General features: G+C 55.6%; 17 protein-coding genes. 8 read left to right on the top strand and 9 right to left on the bottom strand.

The genetic code is table 11. The features are described 5' to 3' along the window. Positions 1-57 precede the first annotated feature (57 nt). From glnG to glnA, 3 genes are all read right to left on the bottom strand, one after another. A complete protein-coding gene (gene glnG, locus F8562_RS03920; protein WP_094909521.1) occupies positions 58-1,467 on the bottom strand; it encodes a nitrogen regulation protein NR(I) in 1,410 nt (469 codons plus the stop codon). Positions 1,468-1,475: 8 nt separating this feature from the next. Next, the gene (gene glnL / locus F8562_RS03915; protein ID WP_004127098.1) at positions 1,476-2,525 is read right to left on the bottom strand and encodes a nitrogen regulation protein NR(II); all 1,050 of its coding nucleotides are present in this window, start codon (positions 2,523-2,525) and stop codon (positions 1,476-1,478) included. A gap of 188 nt (positions 2,526-2,713) precedes the next feature. Continuing rightward, positions 2,714-4,123, bottom strand: a complete 1,410-nt coding sequence (gene glnA / locus F8562_RS03910) for a glutamate--ammonia ligase (protein ID WP_004127100.1) — start codon at positions 4,121-4,123, stop codon at positions 2,714-2,716. Between the two features lie 378 nt (positions 4,124-4,501). On the opposite strand from glnA, the gene typA reads away from it, so the two are divergent. The 5 genes from typA (at position 4,502) to fabY (ending at position 9,332) form a co-directional block, all read left to right on the top strand. After that, positions 4,502-6,325, top strand: coding sequence for a ribosome-dependent GTPase TypA (gene typA / locus F8562_RS03905; RefSeq protein ID WP_004127103.1), 1,824 nt, complete (start codon positions 4,502-4,504; stop codon positions 6,323-6,325). A 133-nt stretch (positions 6,326-6,458) separates the two neighbouring features. After that, positions 6,459-7,058: a glucose-1-phosphatase gene (gene yihX / locus F8562_RS03900; RefSeq protein ID WP_004127106.1), complete on the top strand. Its 600-nt coding sequence runs from the start codon at positions 6,459-6,461 to the stop codon at positions 7,056-7,058. Beyond that, a complete protein-coding gene (locus F8562_RS03895; RefSeq protein ID WP_004127107.1) occupies positions 7,052-7,912 on the top strand; it encodes a virulence factor BrkB family protein in 861 nt (286 codons plus the stop codon). The genes yihX and F8562_RS03895 overlap by 7 nt, the downstream gene beginning before the upstream one ends. Further along, positions 7,909-8,346 (top strand): D-aminoacyl-tRNA deacylase, encoded by a 438-nt coding sequence (dtd, locus tag F8562_RS03890; protein WP_042933923.1) that lies wholly within the window; start codon positions 7,909-7,911, stop codon positions 8,344-8,346. Before F8562_RS03895 ends, dtd begins: the two co-directional genes overlap by 4 nt. Before the next feature lie 44 nt (positions 8,347-8,390). After that, positions 8,391-9,332, top strand: a complete 942-nt coding sequence (gene fabY, locus F8562_RS03885) for a fatty acid biosynthesis protein FabY (protein WP_009652900.1) — start codon at positions 8,391-8,393, stop codon at positions 9,330-9,332. 17 nt (positions 9,333-9,349) lie between these two features. Here the strand turns inward: fabY and F8562_RS03880 are convergent, their stop codons facing one another. From F8562_RS03880 to fdnG, 5 genes are all read right to left on the bottom strand, one after another. After that, positions 9,350-10,267 (bottom strand): alpha/beta hydrolase, encoded by a 918-nt coding sequence (locus F8562_RS03880; RefSeq protein ID WP_014836999.1) that lies wholly within the window; start codon positions 10,265-10,267, stop codon positions 9,350-9,352. A gap of 195 nt (positions 10,268-10,462) precedes the next feature. Continuing rightward, positions 10,463-11,392, bottom strand: coding sequence for a formate dehydrogenase accessory protein FdhE (fdhE, locus tag F8562_RS03875; protein WP_004132861.1), 930 nt, complete (start codon positions 11,390-11,392; stop codon positions 10,463-10,465). A 342-nt stretch (positions 11,393-11,734) separates the two neighbouring features. Beyond that, complete coding sequence (gene fdoI, locus F8562_RS03870) at positions 11,735-12,370, bottom strand: formate dehydrogenase cytochrome b556 subunit (RefSeq protein ID WP_004116787.1); 636 nt, start codon at positions 12,368-12,370, stop codon at positions 11,735-11,737. Next, positions 12,367-13,269 carry a formate dehydrogenase subunit beta gene (gene fdxH / locus F8562_RS03865; RefSeq protein WP_014227375.1) on the bottom strand — a complete coding sequence of 301 codons (903 nt, stop codon included), beginning with the start codon at positions 13,267-13,269 and terminating at the stop codon, positions 12,367-12,369. Before fdxH ends, fdoI begins: the two co-directional genes overlap by 4 nt. 12 nt (positions 13,270-13,281) lie before the next feature. Continuing rightward, positions 13,282-16,332: a formate dehydrogenase-N subunit alpha gene (gene fdnG, locus F8562_RS03860; RefSeq protein WP_014837000.1), complete on the bottom strand. Its 3,051-nt coding sequence runs from the start codon at positions 16,330-16,332 to the stop codon at positions 13,282-13,284. Between the two features lie 156 nt (positions 16,333-16,488). Between fdnG and fdhD the strand changes: the two genes are divergently transcribed. The 3 genes from fdhD (at position 16,489) to F8562_RS03845 (ending at position 19,323) form a co-directional block, all read left to right on the top strand. Beyond that, a complete protein-coding gene (fdhD, locus tag F8562_RS03855) occupies positions 16,489-17,325 on the top strand; it encodes a formate dehydrogenase accessory sulfurtransferase FdhD (RefSeq protein ID WP_088168149.1) in 837 nt (278 codons plus the stop codon). 128 nt (positions 17,326-17,453) lie between these two features. Further along, the gene (locus F8562_RS03850; protein WP_004127125.1) at positions 17,454-17,666 is read left to right on the top strand and encodes a YdgH/BhsA/McbA-like domain containing protein; all 213 of its coding nucleotides are present in this window, start codon (positions 17,454-17,456) and stop codon (positions 17,664-17,666) included. Between the two features lie 145 nt (positions 17,667-17,811). Then, positions 17,812-19,323 carry a glycoside hydrolase 43 family protein gene (locus F8562_RS03845; protein ID WP_094909522.1) on the top strand — a complete coding sequence of 504 codons (1,512 nt, stop codon included), beginning with the start codon at positions 17,812-17,814 and terminating at the stop codon, positions 19,321-19,323. Positions 19,324-19,369: 46 nt separating this feature from the next. Here the strand turns inward: F8562_RS03845 and F8562_RS03840 are convergent, their stop codons facing one another. Next, the gene (locus F8562_RS03840; RefSeq protein ID WP_014837002.1) at positions 19,370-20,068 is read right to left on the bottom strand and encodes an oligogalacturonate-specific porin KdgM family protein; all 699 of its coding nucleotides are present in this window, start codon (positions 20,066-20,068) and stop codon (positions 19,370-19,372) included. Positions 20,069-20,234 lie beyond the last annotated feature (166 nt).

Here is a 20,234-nt window from a genome sequence, read left to right as displayed (position 1 = left end):
AGTACAAAATAGCAGCAGTTTGCGCTGGATGACTATTTTTTACTCGCCGCCGCGCTGTTACTCCATTCCCAACTCTTTTAGCTTACGCGTCAGGGTATTACGACCCCAGCCCAGCAGGCGAGCCGCCTCTTGTTTATGCCCCTGCGTGTGGCGTAACGCGGTGGTCAGCAGCGTGCGCTCCATCTCCGGCTGCGCTTCCGAGAGCAGGTTTTGATGACCGGAACGCAAAGCGCGATCGGCCCATTGCCCCAGCAGCGTGGCCCAGCTATCCGGCAGCATTTGCGTCGGGTTATCCGGTATCGCCGTTTCAAACAGCTCGCTGGGAAGATCCTGCGTCAGAACCTCCTGACCTGCGGCCATTACCGTCAGCCAGCGACAGGTGTTTTCCAGCTGACGTACGTTGCCCGGCCATGCCAGCCGGGTTAACGCCATCTCCGTCTCCGGATGCAGCTGTTTGGCCTCGACGCCCAGCTCACGGGCGGCGATTTGCAGGAAATGTCTCGCCAGTCGCGGGATATCTTCCCGACGCTCGCGCAGCGGCGGCAGATGGACGCGAATCACGTTCAGGCGGTGGAATAAATCCTCGCGGAATTTTCCTTCCTGGACGCGCAGCTCAAGGTTCTGGTGGGTGGCGGCAATAATGCGTACATCCACCTTCACCGGCGCATAGCCCCCCACGCGATAAAACTGGCCATCGGCCAGTACGCGCAGCAGACGAGTCTGTACGTCCAGCGGCATATCGCCGATCTCGTCGAGGAACAGCGTGCCGCCGTCTGCCTGCTCGAATCGCCCCTGGCGCACGGTATTGGCGCCGGTAAAGGCCCCTTTCTCGTGGCCAAACAGTTCTGACTCAATCAGATCTTTCGGAATGGCCGCCATATTTAGCGCGATAAACGGCGCCTTGGAGCGCGGGCTGTGGCGGTGGAGAGCGTGGGCAACCAGCTCTTTACCGGTACCGGACTCGCCGTTGATCAGTACGCTGATTGATGAACGCGACAGGCGGCCGATAATGCGGAAGACGTCCTGCATGGCCGGCGCTTCGCCGATGATATCGGCCGTTGGGCTATTAATCGGCGCATTACGCGGCTGCTGTTGTTCCTGGTAATGGCTAATGGCACGATCAACCAGCGCCACCGCTTCATCGATATCAAACGGTTTCGGCAGATAATCAAAGGCGCCCTGCTGATAGGCGCTGACCGCCGCGTCAAGATCCGAATGCGCCGTCATTATGATGACCGGGAGCATTGGATGGCGCTGTTTAATTTGCTTTAGCAGCGCCAGTCCATCCATTCCCGGCATGCGGATATCAGACAGCAGCACATCCGGGGTTTTGGTCGTGAGGGCATCAAGCACCTCGTTGCCGCTTTCAAACGTTGTACAACTTAAGCCTGCCCCGGTGAGCGCGCGTTCAAGCACCCAACGGATGGAGCTATCGTCGTCAACGATCCATGCTATCCCTCGTTGCATAAACACCTCTACTTCCGAATAGGCAGGTACACCGAGAATTCGGTATGCCCTGGCCAACTGGTAAATTCAATTTTGCCGGAGTGCTGATCGATAAGGCTGCGGGCGATAGACAGCCCGAGTCCGGTGCCGCCTTCGCGCCCGCTCACCATCGGATAAAACAGCGTATCCTGTAAGTGAGACGGTATTCCCGGGCCGTTATCTTCAACGTCGATACGCGCAGCGAGGCGGTAGCGCACGCCGTGCAGGGTTAACTGAAAGGCCGTACGGGTGCGCAGAGTGATTTCGCCGCCCTCCGGTCCCAGAGCCTGCAGCGCATTTCGGACGATATTCAGCAGCACCTGTTCAATTTGGTCCGGGTCGTGCGGCAGTTCTGGCAGGCTGGGGTCATAGTCGCGAACCAGCTTGACGTTATCCGGCAGCTCCATCGACACAAGCTTTACCACCCGCTCAGCGACCTTGTGGATGCTTTCTGTTACGTGCATTCCGGGATGCTGTGGTCCCAGCAGACGGTCAACCAGATTTCTTAACCGATCGGCCTGTTCAATAATGACTTTGGTATATTCCATCAGCGCAGGATCGGGCAGCGCTTTGCTCAGCAGCTGTGCCGCGCCGCGCAGACCACCCAGCGGATTTTTAATCTCGTGGGCCAGGCCACGCACTAAGTCGCGAGCGGCAATCTGCTGTGCGTGCTGTAGCTGCTCCTGGCTCAGACGGCGCTGATTATCCATCGGCGCCATTTCCAGCAGGATATAGCCTTCAGGCAGGCGTTGCGCCGTCAGGGAAAGGATGTGCGAGCGGCCATCAATGACCAGCGTCACTTCGTTATCGGTAAACCCTTGACCCGCAGCGAGGCTCTCCTGCATGAGGCCGATATTCAGCGAGAAATAGCTCAACAGCTCCGGCAGCGGCGTGCCGAATAATTTACGCGAACTTTGCGCCAGCAGCTGCTGCGCCGCCGGGTTCGCGTAATGCACCGCCAGGTCGTCATCGACCAGTAAGATACTGTTGATTAAAGAGTTAAGGATCTGCCCAGCATCGGGCAGTGTGCCTGTTGCCATTCGACAGTCTCCTGAAAATGAGTGCACTATTTTAGTGCAGTATAGCTTTTTATGTATAAAAAGCTCATGAGATCAGCGTGTTGGTGGAGAAAAAAGCCCATCCTGAGATGGGCTGAAAGTTTCCACGGCAACAAAACATCCTTGGTATCCCACGCCACAACACGGAATACCGCGGATTTACAGCAAAATTAGACGCTGTAGTACAGCTCGAACTCAACCGGGTGCGGAGTCATACGTACGCGGTCGTTTTCTTCAATACGCAGGGCGATGTAAGCATCGATAGCGTCGTTGGTGAATACGCCACCGGCGGTCAGGAATTCACGGTCTGCGTCCAGCGCGTTCAGTGCTTCTTCCAGAGAACCTGCAACCTGTGGGATCTCTTTCGCTTCTTCCGGCGGCAGATCGTACAGGTTTTTATCCATGGCTTCGCCCGGATGGATTTTGTTCTTGATACCGTCAAGGCCAGCCATCAGCAGCGCAGCGAAGCACAGGTACGGGTTAGCCGCCGGGTCCGGGAAGCGAACTTCGATACGGCGCGCTTTCGGAGAGGTGACAACCGGAATACGGATAGACGCGGAACGGTTACGGGCAGAGTAAGCCAGCATAACCGGCGCTTCGTAACCCGGGACCAGACGCTTGTAGGAGTTGGTGGTCGGGTTAGCCAGGGCGTTAATCGCTTTAGCGTGTTTGATAACGCCGCCGATGTAGTACAGCGCTTGTTCAGACAGGCCTGCGTATTTGTCGCCAGAGAACAGGTTTACGCCGTTCTTGGAGAGGGACATGTGGCAGTGCATACCGGAACCGTTATCGCCAAACATCGGTTTTGGCATAAAGGTCGCGGTTTTGCCGAAACGGTGTGCGACGTTGTGCACAACGTATTTGTAAATCTGAATTTCGTCCGCTTTTTTGGTCATGGTGTTAAAGCGGGTAGCGATTTCGTTCTGACCCGCAGTCGCCACTTCGTGGTGGTGAGCTTCAACAACCAGGCCCATCTCTTCCATGATCATACACATGGTGGAGCGGATATCCTGAGAGGAGTCTACCGGCGGAACCGGGAAGTAACCGCCTTTCACGCCCGGACGGTGGCCTTTGTTGCCGCCTTCGTATTTGGTGGAGGAGTTCCATGCGCCTTCGATATCATCGATAGCAACGTGGGAACCGGAGATGGACGCACCAAAACGGATGTCGTCGAACAGGAAGAATTCTGGTTCTGGCCCGAACAGTACGGTGTCAGCCAGGCCGGTAGAGCGCAGATACTCTTCAGCGCGCTTAGCAATGGAGCGCGGGTCACGGTCATAGCCCTGCAGCGTGCCGGGTTCCAGGATGTCGCAGCGGATGATCAGCGTCGGTTCTTCATAGAACGGATCGATCAGCGCGGTGGTTGCATCCGGCATCAGGACCATGTCGGATTCGTTAATACCTTTCCAGCCGCCAATCGAGGAGCCATCAAACATTTTGCCTTCTTCGAAGAATTCGGCATTTACCTGATGAGAAGGAATAGTAACGTGCTGTTCTTTACCTTTGGTATCGGTGAAGCGCAGATCGACAAACTTCACTTCATGCTCGTTCAGCATCGTCAAAACGTGTTCAGCGGACATACTTAAACTCTCCCGGATTGGTCATTGTCGTCGTGGAAACGAAAACTTTTTAACTACGAAAAGTGGCGTTGTTGCCTTAAAAAATATAAAGCGAAATCTGTGCCAACTTTTAAATTGCCCCCAAAAGGCGTTATCATGCACATCATCGTGCAAAAGGGCTGCACCAAAATGAATGCATTGCACCAATATAGTGCATTTGTGTGAACATTGGGCACTTATTTGGTGCAATTGACCTTTAATAACCCTTTTAACGCTCCGTGAAAGCGATCACAAAGAATCTCTGCAATACTTGTTTGCGGAGGATGTTTGTGATCCTGTTTTGTACTGCGATTAATCCGTGTACAATAACGCGCTATTTCTAATGCCTGAGGCAAAGTTGTGATCGAAAATTTGCGTAATATCGCCATCATCGCGCACGTTGACCATGGTAAAACTACCCTGGTTGATAAGCTGCTACAGCAATCCGGTACGTTCGACGCGCGTGCCGAAACTCAAGAGCGAGTGATGGACTCCAACGATTTGGAGAAAGAGCGCGGGATTACCATCCTGGCTAAAAACACCGCTATCAAATGGAATGATTACCGTATCAACATCGTTGATACCCCAGGGCACGCCGACTTCGGTGGTGAAGTTGAACGTGTCATGTCCATGGTTGATTCCGTTCTGTTGGTCGTTGATGCAATGGATGGTCCGATGCCGCAAACGCGCTTCGTGACCAAAAAAGCCTTTGCTCATGGCCTGAAGCCAATTGTTGTTATCAACAAAGTTGACCGTCCGGGCGCGCGTCCTGACTGGGTTGTCGATCAGGTATTCGACCTGTTCGTTAACCTCGACGCTACCGACGAGCAGCTGGACTTCCCTATCGTTTACGCTTCTGCGCTGAACGGTATCGCGGGTCTGGATCACGAAGATATGGCTGAAGACATGACGCCGCTGTATCAAACCATCGTCGATCGCGTACCGGCGCCGAACGTTGACCTTGATGGCCCGCTGCAGATGCAAATCTCCCAGCTGGACTACAACAACTACGTTGGCGTCATCGGCATCGGCCGCATCAAGCGCGGTAAAGTGAAGCCGAACCAGCAGGTTACTATCATTGATAGCGAAGGCAAAACCCGTAACGGTAAAGTCGGTAAAGTTCTGACCCATCTGGGCCTTGAGCGTATCGAGAGCGACGTCGCAGAAGCTGGCGATATTATCGCGATCACCGGCCTGGGCGAACTGAACATCTCTGACACCATCTGCGATACGCAGAATGTTGAAGCGCTGCCGGCGCTGTCCGTTGATGAGCCGACCGTCTCTATGTTCTTCTGCGTTAACACCTCGCCGTTCTGTGGTAAAGAAGGTAAGTACGTTACCTCTCGTCAGATCCTTGACCGCCTGAACAAAGAGCTGGTACATAACGTCGCGCTGCGCGTTGAAGAAACGCCGGATGCAGACGCATTCCGCGTTTCTGGTCGTGGTGAACTGCACCTGTCCGTTCTTATCGAGAACATGCGTCGTGAAGGTTTCGAAATGGCGGTTTCCCGTCCGAAAGTTATCTTCCGCGAAATCGATGGCCGTAAGCAAGAGCCGTTCGAAAACGTCACGCTGGACGTTGAAGAGCAGCACCAGGGTTCTGTGATGCAGGCGCTGGGTGAGCGTAAAGGCGATCTGAAAAACATGAATCCAGATGGCAAAGGCCGCGTACGTCTCGACTACGTGATCCCAAGCCGTGGTCTGATCGGCTTCCGTTCAGAATTCATGACCATGACCTCCGGTACCGGTCTGCTGTACTCCACCTTCAGCCACTACGACGACGTTCGTGCGGGTGATGTGGGTCAGCGTCAGAACGGTGTTCTGATCTCCAACGGCCAGGGTAAAGCGGTTGCGTTCGCACTGTTCAGCCTGCAGGATCGCGGTAAGCTGTTCCTGGGCCACGGCGCAGAAGTTTACGAAGGCCAGATTATCGGTATTCACAGTCGTTCTAACGACCTGACGGTAAACTGCCTGACCGGTAAGAAACTGACCAACATGCGTGCGTCCGGTACTGACGAAGCAACGGTTCTGGTTCCGCCGGTTAAGATGACCCTGGAGCAGGCTCTGGAGTTCATCGATGACGACGAACTGGTAGAAGTCACCCCGACTTCTGTCCGTATCCGTAAACGTCACCTGACCGAGAACGACCGTAAACGCGCGATGCGCGGTGCGAAAGAAGATTAATTAACGCTTCTTTCTGCTATCTGAACCCTGCCTCAATGGCAGGGTTTCTTTTTTGTACAAAGCCCTGCCGCCCATAGTCAAACTCCCCCTTTCCCGCTACAGTTAATTTTCCACGGTGCAAAAGGAGAGGACCATGCTCTATATCTTTGATTTAGGTAATGTGATTGTCGATATTGACTTCAACCGGGTGCTCGGGACGTGGAGTGATTTAACGCGCATTCCCCTTGCGACGCTGCAGCAGCATTTCACCATGGGCGAAGCGTTCCACCAGCATGAGCGTGGAGAAATCAGCGACGAAGATTTTGCGGCGGCGATGTGCCATGAAATGAACATGTCGCTAAGCTACGAGCAGTTCTCCCACGGCTGGCAGGCGGTTTTCGTTGCCCTGCGCCCGGAGGTTATCGCGATTATGCAAAAATTACGCGAGCAGGGGCATCGCGTTGTGGTTCTGTCCAACACGAACCGTTTGCATACGACTTTCTGGCCGGATGAGTACCCTGAGATACGCGCCGTTGCTGATCATATCTATCTTTCTCAAGAGATGGGGATGCGTAAACCGGAAGCGCGGATCTATCAGAGCGTCCTCGACGCTGAAGGTTTCGCCGCTGACGATACGGTCTTCTTCGATGATAACGCGGACAATATCGCCGGGGCTAACCAGCTGGGCATAACCAGTATTCTGGTGACCGGGAAGGAAACCATCCCCAACTACTTTGCTAAACAGCTATGCTAAAAACCGTTCATCAAAAAACAACGCGCCATCTGCGGCCGCTGGTCGCCTGGCTAAAGCTGTTATGGCGGCGTATTGATGAAGATAATATGACGACCCTGGCAGGCAATCTTGCCTACGTGTCGTTACTCTCCCTTGTGCCGCTGATTGCCGTCGTGTTCGCGCTGTTCGCGGCATTTCCGATGTTTTCTGATGTCAGTATTCAGATTCGCCACTTTATTTTCGCCAATTTCATTCCGGCAACCGGAGATGTCATTCAGGGCTATATTGAGCAGTTTGTCGCCAACTCCAGCCGGATGACCGCCGTGGGCGCTTTCGGCCTGATTGTGACATCGCTGCTGCTGATGTATTCGATTGATAGCGCGTTGAACACCATCTGGCGCAGTACCCGAACCCGGCCCAAAACCTACTCCTTTGCGGTTTATTGGATGATCCTTACCCTGGGGCCGCTGCTGGCGGGGGCCAGCCTGGCGATCAGCTCCTATCTCCTGTCGTTACGCTGGGCCAGCGACCTGAATAGCGTGATTGACGATGTGCTGCGTATTTTTCCGCTCATTTTATCCTGGGTGGCATTCTGGCTGCTTTACAGCATTGTGCCGACGGCCGAGGTGCGTAACCGCGATGCGATAATCGGTTCCCTGGTCGCGGCGCTGCTCTTTGAGGCGGGCAAGAAAGCTTTTGCTTTATATATCACCGCGTTCCCGTCATATCAGCTGATTTATGGCGTGCTTGCCGTAGTGCCTATTTTGTTTGTCTGGGTGTACTGGACGTGGTGTATCGTCTTGCTTGGCGCTGAAATTACTGTCACTCTCGGTGAATACCGCAAACTGAAAAAAGAAGAAACAGAACAATCATGATTGCATTAATTCAACGCGTATCCCGAGCTAGCGTTACCGTGGAGGGTGAAGTGACGGGCGAAATCGGCCCCGGGCTTCTGGTGCTGTTAGGCGTCGAGAGAGACGATGATGAGCAAAAGGCGAACCGCCTGTGCGAGCGCGTGCTGGGATACCGTATTTTTAGCGATGCTGAAGGCAAAATGAATCTGAACGTGCAGCAGGCTGGCGGCAGCGTGCTGGTGGTTTCGCAGTTTACGCTGGCAGCCGATACCGAACGCGGGATGCGTCCTGGTTTTTCGAAAGGGGCTGCACCGGATAAAGCGGAAGCGCTGTACGAGTATTTTGTTGAGCGCTGCCGCCAGCAGCAAATGAATACGCAGACCGGGAGATTTGCTGTCGATATGCAGGTTTCTCTGGTGAATGATGGTCCCGTGACCTTTTGGTTGCAGGTATGAGCCAGCTTCCGGGCAGGCTGCGGGTAACAAAAGAGAGTACAGCTATGTATCACCTTCGTGTACCGCAAACAGAAGAAGAATTAGAGAGCTACTACCAGTTCCGCTGGGAGATGCTGCGTAAGCCGCTGCATCAGCCGAAAGGGTCCGAGCGCGATGCGTGGGATGCGATGGCGCACCATCAAATGGTGGTCGATGAAGAGGGCAATCTGGTTGCCGTCGGGCGGCTGTATGTGAATGCGGAAAACGAAGCTTCTATCCGTTTTATGGCCGTCCATCCGTCAGTACAGGATAAAGGGCTGGGAACCCTGATGGCGATGACGCTGGAGTCCGTCGCCCGTCAGGAAGGCGTTAAGCGCGTGACCTGTAGCGCCCGCGAAGATGCGGTGGAGTTCTTCGCTAAGCTCGGTTTTGTGAACCAGGGCGAAATCACGACGCCGACGACCACGCCGATCCGTCATTTTCTGATGATTAAGCCGATAGCCTCGCTGGACGATATTTTACATCGCGGCGACTGGTGCGCTCAGCTGCAGCAGGCCTGGTATCAGCATATCCCTCTCAGCGAGAAAATGGGCGTGCGCATTCAGCAGTATACCGGGCAAAAGTTTATCACCACCATGCCGGAAGCCGGTAACCAGAACCCGCACCATACGCTGTTCGCCGGCAGCCTGTTTTCTCAGGCAACGTTAACCGGCTGGGGGCTTATCTGGCTGATGCTGCGCGAGCGGCATCTTGGCGGCACAATTATTCTTGCCGATGCGCATATCCGCTACAGTCAGCCTATTAGCGGACGCCCCAGCGCCGTTGCCGATCTTGGCTCGTTAAGCGGCGATCTTGACCGGCTGGCGCGAGGCCGCAAAGCGCGCGTTCAGCTGCAGGTTGAGCTATTTGGCGACGAGCGGCTGGGCGCGGTTTTTGAGGGTATCTATATTGTTCTTCCCGCGAAACCGTTCGGCCCCTATGAAGAGGGCGGTAACGAAGAGGAGTAGTCTCCCTTTACGCTTAACTATCGGCCTGGTGTTTTAACCCGCCAGGCGATATCTCTCATCGCGCTGCCTGCCGCCGGGCTGATACCGCCCAGCTGAAAGAAGCCGTGAATCACCCCGAGATAACGCTGACAGGTGCAGTCAACGCCCTGTTCAAGCAGGCGCTGGTAAAGCGCTTCGCCTTCATCACGCAGAGGGTCGTATTCCGCAGTCAGAATATGCACCGGCGGTAAGCCGTGAAAGTCTTTACGCCACAGTGGGCTGGCTTCCGGATGGTGGAGCGCCGTCGCGGCAAGGTACATTTCATAGCCGCTGAGCAGGGTATCTTCGGTGATGATGTAATCTTTACCGTTATCGATATAGCTCTTCATGCTGGCGGTGGCGTCCAGCATCGGGTAAATCAAAACCAGCTGCGCGGGTTGCCAGGCCTGCGCCGTTTTGAGCCGCAGGGCGGTCACTAATGCCAGGTGTCCCCCGGCGCTGTCGCCAGCCAGCGTAATACGGGAAGCGTCGATGCCTAACTGCTCCGCGCGGCGGTGAATAATCAGCGCGCCTCTCTCCGCATCGTCATGGGCGGCAGGGAAAGTATGCTCCGGCGCCAGCCGGTATTGCACGGCGATAACGCGGCAGCCGCTGTGGTATGCCAGCTGGCGGAGCTGATGGTCATGCGTGGCGAAACCGCCGCTGATAAAGCAGCCACCGTGGAAATAGATAATGGCAGGCAGTGCGCCGGAAGCGTTAAGGGGAGAGACAACGCGAAATGCCATGCCGTCGAGCTCGATATCTTCTACCTGAACGCGCTTTTCCTGTTCCCCAGCCAGTACCGTACTGGCGAGATAGCCGCGTCTCCGGTCATCAATATTCTGTTCGCGCGATGAGGGGCGGCCCGCATTGATAAATTCCCGCACCAGCTCTGCGATACCCTTTTCAAGCGCCATTTTTTATTCCCTTAAGCTGTTTGGATATACAGTGTTATAGCCTGATTGTGAGCAAAAGAAAACCAGGGATTTTCGTCGGGAAGTGATTCTGGAAAGCGGCTCGCAAAACCAAAGATTTTGCCGGCATACCGGGGTGTTTACGCCATTATCAATGGTAAGCCGGGCAGCAGGCGCCGCCCGACATGATGCCTGCCGTTATTCCCCTTCGCCAGGGAACAGGAACGGGTTGATGGAGCTGCGGGCGAAGCCCTCTTGTTCCATCCGTGCGTCCAGTACCAGCGAGGCGAGGTCGTCGGCTACGGCCTCCACTTTTGGGTCTTTTTCCTGATAGAGAATCTTCAGGTAGGTACCGCAGTCGCCGCAGGTTTCGGCTTTAATCGCCGACTGCTCGTTATCCAGTGACCAGTAGTGCAGATCGCGCGTTTGTTCGCAGTTGCTGCACTTCACGCGCACCACGTGCCATTCAGTTTCGCACAGGTTGCAGTGCAGATAGCGCAGGCCCTGTGTGGTACCAATTTGCACCATGCTGGAGACCGGCATCGAGCCGCAAACCGGGCAGAACTGACGCTGTTCACCATATTCAGCGCGGGCTTTTCCGGGGATCAGGCTGGCCATCTGCGCCCAATAGAGCGAAAGCGCGGCCCAGATAAACGGCGCCTTATCGCTGCTGACAGAGGCAAAATCGGACGCAAACAGCGCGCTTGCCATCAGTTCCAGCTCCTGCTCGGAGGCTTTTTCCAGATTCTCGATGACCGCCAGCGCCGGGCCGCTCATCTCCGGCTTCAGTTCGGCAATCAGCGAATGCAGCAGCTTGTGCCAGTGCTTATCGCGCGGCAAAACGTGGATATCCAGCGGCGGTTTACCCTGGTCGTTCGCTTCTTTGATGCGCGCGGTGAGATCCATCTGCAGCGGATGGTCGTACAGCACCACTTCCTGCGCGTGGGCGATAAGCGCGGCAAAGCGCAGGTAATCACCCAGCGGGTTATTTTCAGCCAGTTCGCGCAGGCGTTCGGCGCGACGGTTATATAAATTTTTGAGCCGGGGAAACAACAGCGGCGGGATCATATCCGTCGCGCGTTTCTCGCTCTTTTCCAGCTCATCTTGCGGGATGATACGAATGCTCATTCAGTCACTTCCTGGTTTCAGCAGATTCGGCGATGGTCGCGTCCGCTCTGCGATTTGGCGGGCATCATGCGCCCGCTCTGGTGATGTCATTAATGATAACCGCAATCGGCATACGGGATATAGCCACGACATCGCAATGTGTGCGCTACGATACCTGATATCGATACCCCCGACTATGCACCGTTAGGATTAGCTGCCCTGCGCCATGGCTTGAGCGAAACGGGAAAGGTGCCGCTCACGCCTGCGGCGCACTCTGGCTAACGTTGTCAAAACAGCGCGTTATCCGCAAAAAAATGGCGTCGATATACGACGCCATTTCAGAGACGAACAACGCGCTCGGGCCTACGACTGGCGCTTATCCTGCTTTTCGCGGACTTCACGATACCAGCGCGGGTGATGTTTCTTCGCCCAGGTCTTCGTGACCCAGCCTTCCACCATCGCGGTAATGGTGCCCTTCACCCACAGCGCAGCGTAAATATGCACCATGATCACTACAATCAGCGCCACCGCAGAGAAGGAGTGCAGCATCAGCGCGAAGCGGATAACCGGGATGGAGAAGGCCGGCGCAAAGTACGGACGCCAGATGATCACGCCGCTCACCAGCAGCAGCACCAGCAAGATAATCGCCGCCCAGAACACGCATTTCTGGCCGAAGTTATAGCGCCCGGTGTCGCCCACTTCCTCATTGACGACAATCTTGCGAATATTTTTCGCCCAGAAAATATCGTCCCGGTTGATCAGGTTGTGGTGCCAGTAGCGGAAGAACATGATGATGAACGAAGCAAACATAATCACGCCCACGAACGGGTGCAGAATACGCGCCAGCTGCGGGGTGCCCATGATTTGCATCAGCCAGTTGAAGGACGGGAAGAAAAAGCCCAGCCCGCTCACCGCCGCCAGCACGAAGCAGAAGGCGGTGACCCAGTGGTTAATTCGCTCCGGCGCGGTGTAGCGCACGATGGTGTCACGTCTTTTCATTTGCGCACCTCGTCTTTCTCTTCATCCAGATTGTCCTCTTCCTCTTCCGCGCGGTTCGGGCCGACGCCGACGTAGTGGAAGATGCTGGCGGCGAAGGTGGCCGCAAAGCCGACCGCCGCGAGAGGCTTCCAGATCCCTTTCCAGAACTTAACCGTGGCGCTGATTTCCGGGTTCTCCGGCAGGCCGTGGTACAGATTCGGCTTGTCGGCGTGGTGCAGCACGTACATCACGTGCGTGCCGCCAACGCCTGCCGGATCGTACAGGCCCGCGTTGTCGTAGCCGCGGGTTTTCAGCTCGGCGACGCGCTCGCCCGCCAGCGTTTTCATATCCTCTTTGGAGCCAAAGTGGATAGCGCCGGTCGGGCAGGTTTTCACGCACGCCGGCTCCTGGCCAACGTTAACGCGGTCCACGCACAGCGTACATTTGTAGACGCGGTTATCTTCCGGGTTCAGGCGCGGCACGTTGAACGGGCAGCCGGCGATGCAGTAGCCGCAGCCGATGCACTGCTCGGACTGGAAGTCGACGATGCCGTTGGCGTACTGAATGATTGCCCCTTCCGCCGGGCAGGCCTTCAGGCAGCCCGGGTCGGCGCAGTGCATACAGCCATCCTTACGGATGAGCCACTCCAGTTTGTCGTTCTGCTCCACTTCCGAGAAGCGCATCACGGTCCAGGATTTGGCGGTCAGGTCGGCGGGGTTATCGTACACCCCGACGTTGTGACCGACTTCATCCCGGATGTCGTTCCACTCGGAACAGGCCACCTGGCAGGCTTTACAGCCGATACAGGTGGTGACGTCGATAAGCTTCGCCACCTCTTCCTGATGGTCCCGCGCGCGGGGCGCGGGGGTGAAGCCGTTAGTCGCGGAACGACGGATAATGTCTTGCGATTGATAAGCCATAATTCGTCTCCGTTACGCCTTTTCCACGTTCACGAGGAAAGCCTTGAACTCCGGCGTCTGCGTGTTCGCATCACCGACAAACGGCGTCAGGGTATTGGCGATAAACCCTTTCTTCGCCACGCCTTCGTAGCCCCAGTGAATCGGAATACCGATAGTATCGATATCCTTACCGTCCGCTTTCAGCGTGCGAATACGCTTGGTCACCACCGCCTTGGCTTTGATATAGCCGCGGTTAGAGGAGACCTTCACGGTATCGCCATGGGCGATGCCGAGCTTGTTCGCCAGCTTCTCGCCGATCTCCACGAACTGTTCCGGCTGCGCGATGGCGTTAAGCAGCGCGTGCTTGGTCCAGTAGTGGAAGTGCTCGGTCAGGCGGTAAGTGGTACCGACGTAAGGGAATTTCTCCGCTTTGCCCATCTGCTCAAGGTCGCCTTTAAAGACGCGAGCGGCCGGGTTAGAGACCACGTTCGGGTGCAGCGGGTTGGTGCCCAGCGGCGTTTCAAACGGCTCGTAGTGTTCCGGGAACGGCCCTTCCGCCATCTTATCGATAGCGAACAGACGCCCCATCCCTTCCGGCTGCATGATAAACGGCCCGACATCGCTGTCCGGCGCCGCGGCGCTGTAGTCTGGAATATCCACGCCGCCCCACTTCGCGCCGTCCCATTTCAGGAGCTGGCGCTTCGGATCCCACGGTTTACCCTGCGGGTCCGCGGAGGCGCGGTTATACAGAATGCGGCGGTTAAGCGGCCACGCCCATGCCCAGCCCAGCGTATTGCCGAGGCCCGATGGATCGGCGTTATCGCGACGCGCCATCTGGTTGCCGTCAGGCGTCCAGCTACCGGCGAAGATCCAGCAGCCGCTGGAAGTTGTGCCGTCGTCACGCAGCTGCGCAAACGAGCTGAGCTGCTGGCCTTTCTTGACGATCACCGCCCCGGTTGCCGGGTCGGTAATGTCTGCCAGCGCCTTGCCGTTGCTCTCCATTGCCACTTCTTCCGACGCTGGTTCATGCGGCGTGGCGTAGTTCCACGTCATGTTCAGCACCGGTTCCGGCGCCGGTCCGCCCTGTTCGGCGTACATCTTGCGCAGGCGTAAGAAGATACCGGCGAGGATCTCACCGTCGGTGGTCGCAATCCCCGGGGCGTCCGCGCCTTTCCAGTGCCACTGCAGCCAGCGGCCGGAGTTAACGATAGAACCGTTCTCTTCGGCGAAGCAGGTGGACGGCAGGCGGAACACTTCGGTCTGGATTTTCGCCGGATCGACGTCGTTCGACTCCCCGTGGTTTTGCCAGAAGGTGGAGGTTTCGGTGTTGAGCGGGTCGATGGTCACCAGGAACTTAAGCTTCGACAGCGACGCGACAACCTTGTTTTTGTTCGGGAACGACGCTACCGGGTTGAAGCCCTGGCAGATATAGCCGTTCACTTTGCCCTGGTTCATCATCTCGAAATATTGCAGGACGTCGTAGCCCTTATCCCACTTCGGTAGCCAGTCAAAGCCCCAGCTGTTTTCCGCCGTGGCTTTATCGCCAAAGAAGGCCTTCATCATAGAGACGAAGAATTTCGGGTAATTACCCCAGTAGTTCACCTGGTCCTTCAACAGCGGTTTCGGCGTGTTGGCGGCGAGGTAGGTTTGCAGGTCAGTCTGTTTCTCGCTCGGCAGCGTCATATAGCCAGGCAGGCTCTGCGACAGCAGCCCCAGGTCGGTAAGACCCTGAATATTGGAGTGGCCGCGCAGGGCGTTTACGCCGCCGCCCGCCATGCCCATATTGCCGAGCAGCAGCTGGATCATCGCCATGGTGCGGATGTTCTGCGCGCCGATGGAGTGCTGCGTCCAGCCCAGCGCGTAGAGGAACGAGGCGGTTTTATCGTGCGCGCTGGTTTCCGCGATGTACTCGCAGACTTTGAGGAAGTCGGCTTTTGGCGTTCCGCAGATGTTTTCGACAACTTCCGGCGTATAGCGGGAAACGTGCTGCTTCAGCAGGTTCCAGACGCAGCGCGGATGCTGCAGCGTGGTATCGCGTTTGGCAAAGCCGTTCTCATCCAGCTCATAGTTCCAGGACGTTTTATCGTACTTGCGTGCTTCGGCGTCGTAGCCGCTGAACAGACCGTCTTCAAAGCTGTAATCCTCACGCACGATCAGGCTGGCGTTGGTGTAAGCCTCGGTATATTCACGGTTAATTTTTTCGTTGTTCAACAGGTACAGGATGACGCCTGACAGGAAGGTAATGTCAGTACCGGAACGAATTGGGGTATAGAAATCAGCTACCGCCGCGGTACGCGTAAAGCGCGGATCGATCACAATCAGCTTCGCGCCGTTGCGAATCTTGGCTTCCATCGCCCAGCGGAATCCAACCGGGTGAGCTTCAGCGGCGTTGCCGCCCATCACCACGACGAGATTGGCGTTCTTGATGTCGACCCAGTGGTTGGTCATCGCACCGCGACCAAATGTTGGAGCAAGACTTGCTACCGTTGGTCCGTGTCAGACGCGCGCCTGGTTGTCGACCGCGAGCATACCGAGCGCGCGGGTAAATTTCTGGGTTAAATAACCGGTTTCGTTACTGGAGGCGGAGGCGCACAGCATACCGGTGGTCAGCCAGCGGTTGACGGTGGTGCCTTCGCTATTCTGCGCGACAAAGTTGGCGTCGCGGTCCTCTTTCATCAGCTTAGCGATGCGATCGAACGCTTCATCCCAGCTGATTTTCTGCCATTTATCAGAGCCTGGCGCACGGTATTCCGGAAATTTCAGGCGACTTTCGGAATGGATAAAGTCCACCAGACCGGCCCCTTTAGGGCAGAGCGCGCCACGGTTGACCGGATGGTCCGGGTCACCTTCGATATGGAAGATAGACGCTTTGGCATTTTTTGCGCCGTCGCCGAGGCTGTACATTAACAGCCCGCAGCCAACGGAACAGTAAGTGCAGGTGTTACGGGTTTCGCGGGTGCGCAGCAGCTTGTACTGCCGTGTTTCCGCGAGCGCTAAACCGGGCGCAAAGCCCAGCGCCGCTGCCGTGGTTCCTGCCATACCGCCAGCGCAGATCTTAAAGAACTGCCTTCTGCTGACCTGCATGGTTCGCTCCTTGTTTCGACATTGTCACGTATAGTTATTTGCTTTGCGGTAAGGGCCGCAAAGGTTCAGAATTGGGGGTAATTTCCCTCGTTCCCGAAGGGATATAAACAGAATACCACATTGTGTGTATGCCTGTTCCAATACGGTTAAGACAAAGTGAACAAGAAGCCTCTTGAACAAATCGAAAATGTGACAGATATCACAGGTTATCGCCAGGTATCGCTCTGGAAGCGCCAAAATTTGCAACATCCTCAGCCAGACGAGTTAGCTGAAGAGGTACCCGTTGCGCTGGTTTATAATGGCATCTCGCACGTGGTGATGATGGCGACGCCGAAAGACCTGATGCAGTTCGCCGTCGGCTTTTCCTTATCCGAAGGGATTATCGAAAACCGGGGCGAGATTTATGGTATGGACGTCGTTCAGGCCTGTAACGGCCTGGAAGTGCAAATCGAACTCTCCAGCCGCCGCTTCATGGGGCTGAAAGAGCGCCGTCGCGCGCTGGCCGGACGCACCGGCTGCGGCGTATGCGGCGTTGAGCAGCTCAACGATATCGGGAAGCCCGTGCAGCCGCTGCCCTTTACCCAGACGTTCGATCTGGCGAATCTCGATCGCGCGCTGGCTCACCTGCATGATTTTCAGCCGATAGGCCGCCTTACCGGCTGTACTCACGCCGCGGCCTGGGTAAGCCCTTCCGGCGAGCTCGCGGGCGGCCATGAAGACGTGGGTCGCCACGTGGCGCTGGACAAGCTCCTGGGACACCGCGCGGAATCAGAAGGCGCCTGGCAGAACGGCGCGGCGCTGGTCTCCAGCCGCGCCAGCTATGAAATGGTGCAGAAGGCGGCCATGTGCGGGGTGGAAATCCTCTTTGCGGTCTCTGCCGCGACTACGCTGGCGGTTGACGTCGCCGGGCGCTGCAACCTGACGCTGGTGGGATTCTGCAAGCCGGGCAGGGCGACCGTTTACACGCATCCGCAGCGGTTAATCGAGGGTTAAATTTAAGTCAGTTTTTTTGAATGATGACAACAAATCCTTCCGCTTTTTGTTTGGCGATGTGAGGGCTACTATTTATCACATCAAGGCACGGCGCCTTATTCAAACAACTAACGTAAAGGGTTTATATCATGAAAAGCATCAAAACTTTTGTCGCAGTTATCGCTCTGGCCGCTTCTTTTGGTTCTTTCGCTGCGGAAACCGTGACCGCGACCGCCGCAACGATGGACGGTGCGGAAGCGAAAATCGCCGCTCAGGCCCAGGCCGCTGGCGCTTCATCTTACAAAATTACCGAAGCGTTTACCGGTAACCGCGTGCACATGACTGCGGAACTGAATAAATAAGCGTAAAGCTACTGTCGAAAGAGCGCCCAGGGGGCGCTTTTTTTGTGTCTGAAGGTATGCTTATTTTATTGTTAATTAAGTCTTTTTATCCGGTGGTCCGCTTATTGCAACACGATGAACAGTCGACAATAAAAGGTCCCCCACTATGCCGCTGTTCTATCAAAACCCCGTGATTCATGCCGATTACGCCGATCCCGATGTCATTCGCACAGGCGATGATTTCTGGATGGTGGCTTCCAGTTTCCATCAATTGCCCGGCTTACCGCTTCTCCACTCTCGCGATCTCATCCACTGGCAAATCGTTAACCATATTGTTAAACGCCTGCCTTCGCCTGAATACGATAGCGTTCAGCCGGGAAAGGGGATTTGGGCGCCCTCCATTCGTTTCCATGGGGGCCTGTTCTGGGTTTTCTACAGTTTGCCCGACGAGGGTATTTTTGTTTCCCACGCCCGGGATCCGCGAGGCGAGTGGAGCGAACCCTATTGCCTGAACGCTTCCCCCGGCTGGATAGACCCTTGTCCGTTCTGGGACGATGATGGACGAGCCTGGCTGATTCACGCTTTCGCTTTCAGCCGCAGCGGGGTGAAAAACAAGCTGCAGATTTTTGAAATGGCGCCGGATGCATCCCGGCTGTTGGATAACGGCCGGATCGTTGTTGACGGAACGCCCTCGCATCCCACTCTGGAAGGCCCCAAATTATATAAACGCAACGGCGAATACTGGATATTCGCTCCGGCCGGAGGCGTCAAGCGAGGCTGGCAAACGGTCATGCGCGCCCCGACGCTATCTGGTCCATGGCAAAGTCGCGATGTTCTGCATCAGGGAGATTCACCGATAAATGGCCCTCATCAGGGGGCGTGGGTTGAACTGGAGAACGGTGAAAACTGGTTTTTCCACTTTCAGGATAAAGGCGTGTACGGCCGCATAGTGCATCTTCAGCCGCTGAGCTGGCGGGCTGACGGCTGGCCGCAAATTGGGCAACGGCTTGACGATCACGGTAAGGGGCAGCCCGTAAGCCTGCATCGCTTACCCGCGCTGCCTCTTGCTCCATGTTGTTTGCAGACCAGCGACGATTTCCCGTGCGGCCAGCCCGGCCTTCAATGGCAATGGCAGGCAAACCCCCAGCGCCGCTGGCTAATGCCGCATGCGCAAGGGCTACGCTTGCGCTGCGCGGCGACCGCTTCCGATATCAGCCTGTATCGTTTACCTCAATTGCTGCTGCAAAAGTTTCCCGCTGAACGTTTTCACGTGCAGACAGCGGTTCATCTGATGTTTTCTCAGGATGGCGATGAAGCGGGAATCGCGATTTACGGCCAACGCTTTGCCGCACTGCGCGTGAGGTATTGCGCGCCGACTCTTCAGCTATCGCTGTGCCACGGATGGATAGACGATTGCGGTGAAACGCATCAAGAATCCATCGAACTTGAGGCGATCGCCGCTTGCAACGAGATTGCGCTGGGGTTCCGGGTGGACTACGACGGGATAGTCCGCTTTCGTTATCGGCTTACGCAGCGTGAATGGCAGCAGGTGACGCCGTCGTTTTCCGCCGGTGCGGGAAAATGGATCGGCGCGCGTACGGGCATTTACGCGCGTGGCGCGCATGAAAACGCCGGCGGCAGTGCCGTTTTCTCTCCGTTTATCGTGCGTTTGCAGTAAGCCTGACGGCGATATGAGAAGGGCAGCTTCGCTGCCCTTGCGGGGTTTAATCGAAGTAATAGCGAATGCCGAGGCGGAATCGCACCTGATCGTCGTGATTCTGATCCTGATCGAGCCAGGCCACTTCCGCATAGGGAAGCCAGTGTTTATCGACGCGGTAGCGCGCCACAATGCTTGGTTCCCAGTGAGTTTTCTGCCCGTTAGAGGCATTGAAGTCGTTTGTGTTGACGAAGAACTCCGGGTTGAACTGAAGCCACAGTTTCTCAGTCGCCTGGTAATTAAGGTACAGGTCGAACTGATGGCTGTCGTTGTAATCCATATAGCCGTTGTAATCGCGATCTTTATGGGTCATATGGTTATAGCGGTAGCGGCTGCTAAAACTTAAAGATTTACTGATTTTATAATCGAGGCTGATATAAGGCGCCAGCTTCGTTCCTTTACTATCAATATCGGTTAATCCGCCCGGCGTCAGCGTCCATTTTTCATTAAGCGGGATCGGATACCAGCCTTCAAACTCCTGAAAGGAGCTTTTCATTTGATTAAAATCTTGTCCGAGGTCGTACATGGCGGAGGCCAGAACACCGGCGCCATTATCAAATATATGACCCAGACCTATTTTATACTGATTTTTCTCAGAAGCCGTAGTATGCGCGTAGCGATTATCAACCCAGGTTGCCGCGGCAAGCGTATTTAGCGTAAAACAGGACAGCGGGATGCCGATCAATAGCGTGCGTAATGTTTTCATTTTAATTCCTGTAGGATTTATTAAGTGCCATAATTTCTGGAGAGAAATAAAAGACACTTATTAAATAGCAATTGCTGTGCCAGAATATAAAGTCCTTAAAATACATGACGTTGCTTTAATGTGTTGAGCGTTAATTAGACACTGACTGATTTTTTATTTGCGTCGA

The sequence above is a fragment of the Klebsiella sp. RCJ4 genome (assembly GCF_009025755.1).
GTDB lineage: Bacteria > Pseudomonadota > Gammaproteobacteria > Enterobacterales > Enterobacteriaceae > Klebsiella > Klebsiella michiganensis.
The sequence above is the reverse complement of the archived record's forward strand: the minus strand, read 5'-3'. Positions and strand labels throughout refer to the sequence as shown.

Bases quoted from the DNA above. Each gene is read 5' to 3' on its own strand.
- glnG (WP_094909521.1), bottom strand. From the start codon at position 1,467: ATGCAACGAGGGATAGCATGGATCGTTGACGACGATAGCTCCATCCGT.
- glnL (WP_004127098.1), bottom strand. From the start codon at position 2,525: ATGGCAACAGGCACACTGCCCGATGCTGGGCAGATCCTTAACTCTTTA.
- glnA (WP_004127100.1), bottom strand. From the start codon at position 4,123: ATGTCCGCTGAACACGTTTTGACGATGCTGAACGAGCATGAAGTGAAG.
- yihX (WP_004127106.1), top strand. From the start codon at position 6,459: ATGCTCTATATCTTTGATTTAGGTAATGTGATTGTCGATATTGACTTC.
- F8562_RS03895 (WP_004127107.1), top strand. From the start codon at position 7,052: ATGCTAAAAACCGTTCATCAAAAAACAACGCGCCATCTGCGGCCGCTG.
- dtd (WP_042933923.1), top strand. From the start codon at position 7,909: ATGATTGCATTAATTCAACGCGTATCCCGAGCTAGCGTTACCGTGGAG.
- fabY (WP_009652900.1), top strand. From the start codon at position 8,391: ATGTATCACCTTCGTGTACCGCAAACAGAAGAAGAATTAGAGAGCTAC.
- F8562_RS03880 (WP_014836999.1), bottom strand. From the start codon at position 10,267: ATGGCGCTTGAAAAGGGTATCGCAGAGCTGGTGCGGGAATTTATCAAT.
- fdhE (WP_004132861.1), bottom strand. From the start codon at position 11,392: ATGAGCATTCGTATCATCCCGCAAGATGAGCTGGAAAAGAGCGAGAAA.
- fdoI (WP_004116787.1), bottom strand. From the start codon at position 12,370: ATGAAAAGACGTGACACCATCGTGCGCTACACCGCGCCGGAGCGAATT.
- fdxH (WP_014227375.1), bottom strand. From the start codon at position 13,269: ATGGCTTATCAATCGCAAGACATTATCCGTCGTTCCGCGACTAACGGC.
- F8562_RS03850 (WP_004127125.1), top strand. From the start codon at position 17,454: ATGAAAAGCATCAAAACTTTTGTCGCAGTTATCGCTCTGGCCGCTTCT.
- F8562_RS03845 (WP_094909522.1), top strand. From the start codon at position 17,812: ATGCCGCTGTTCTATCAAAACCCCGTGATTCATGCCGATTACGCCGAT.
- F8562_RS03840 (WP_014837002.1), bottom strand. From the start codon at position 20,068: ATGAAAACATTACGCACGCTATTGATCGGCATCCCGCTGTCCTGTTTT.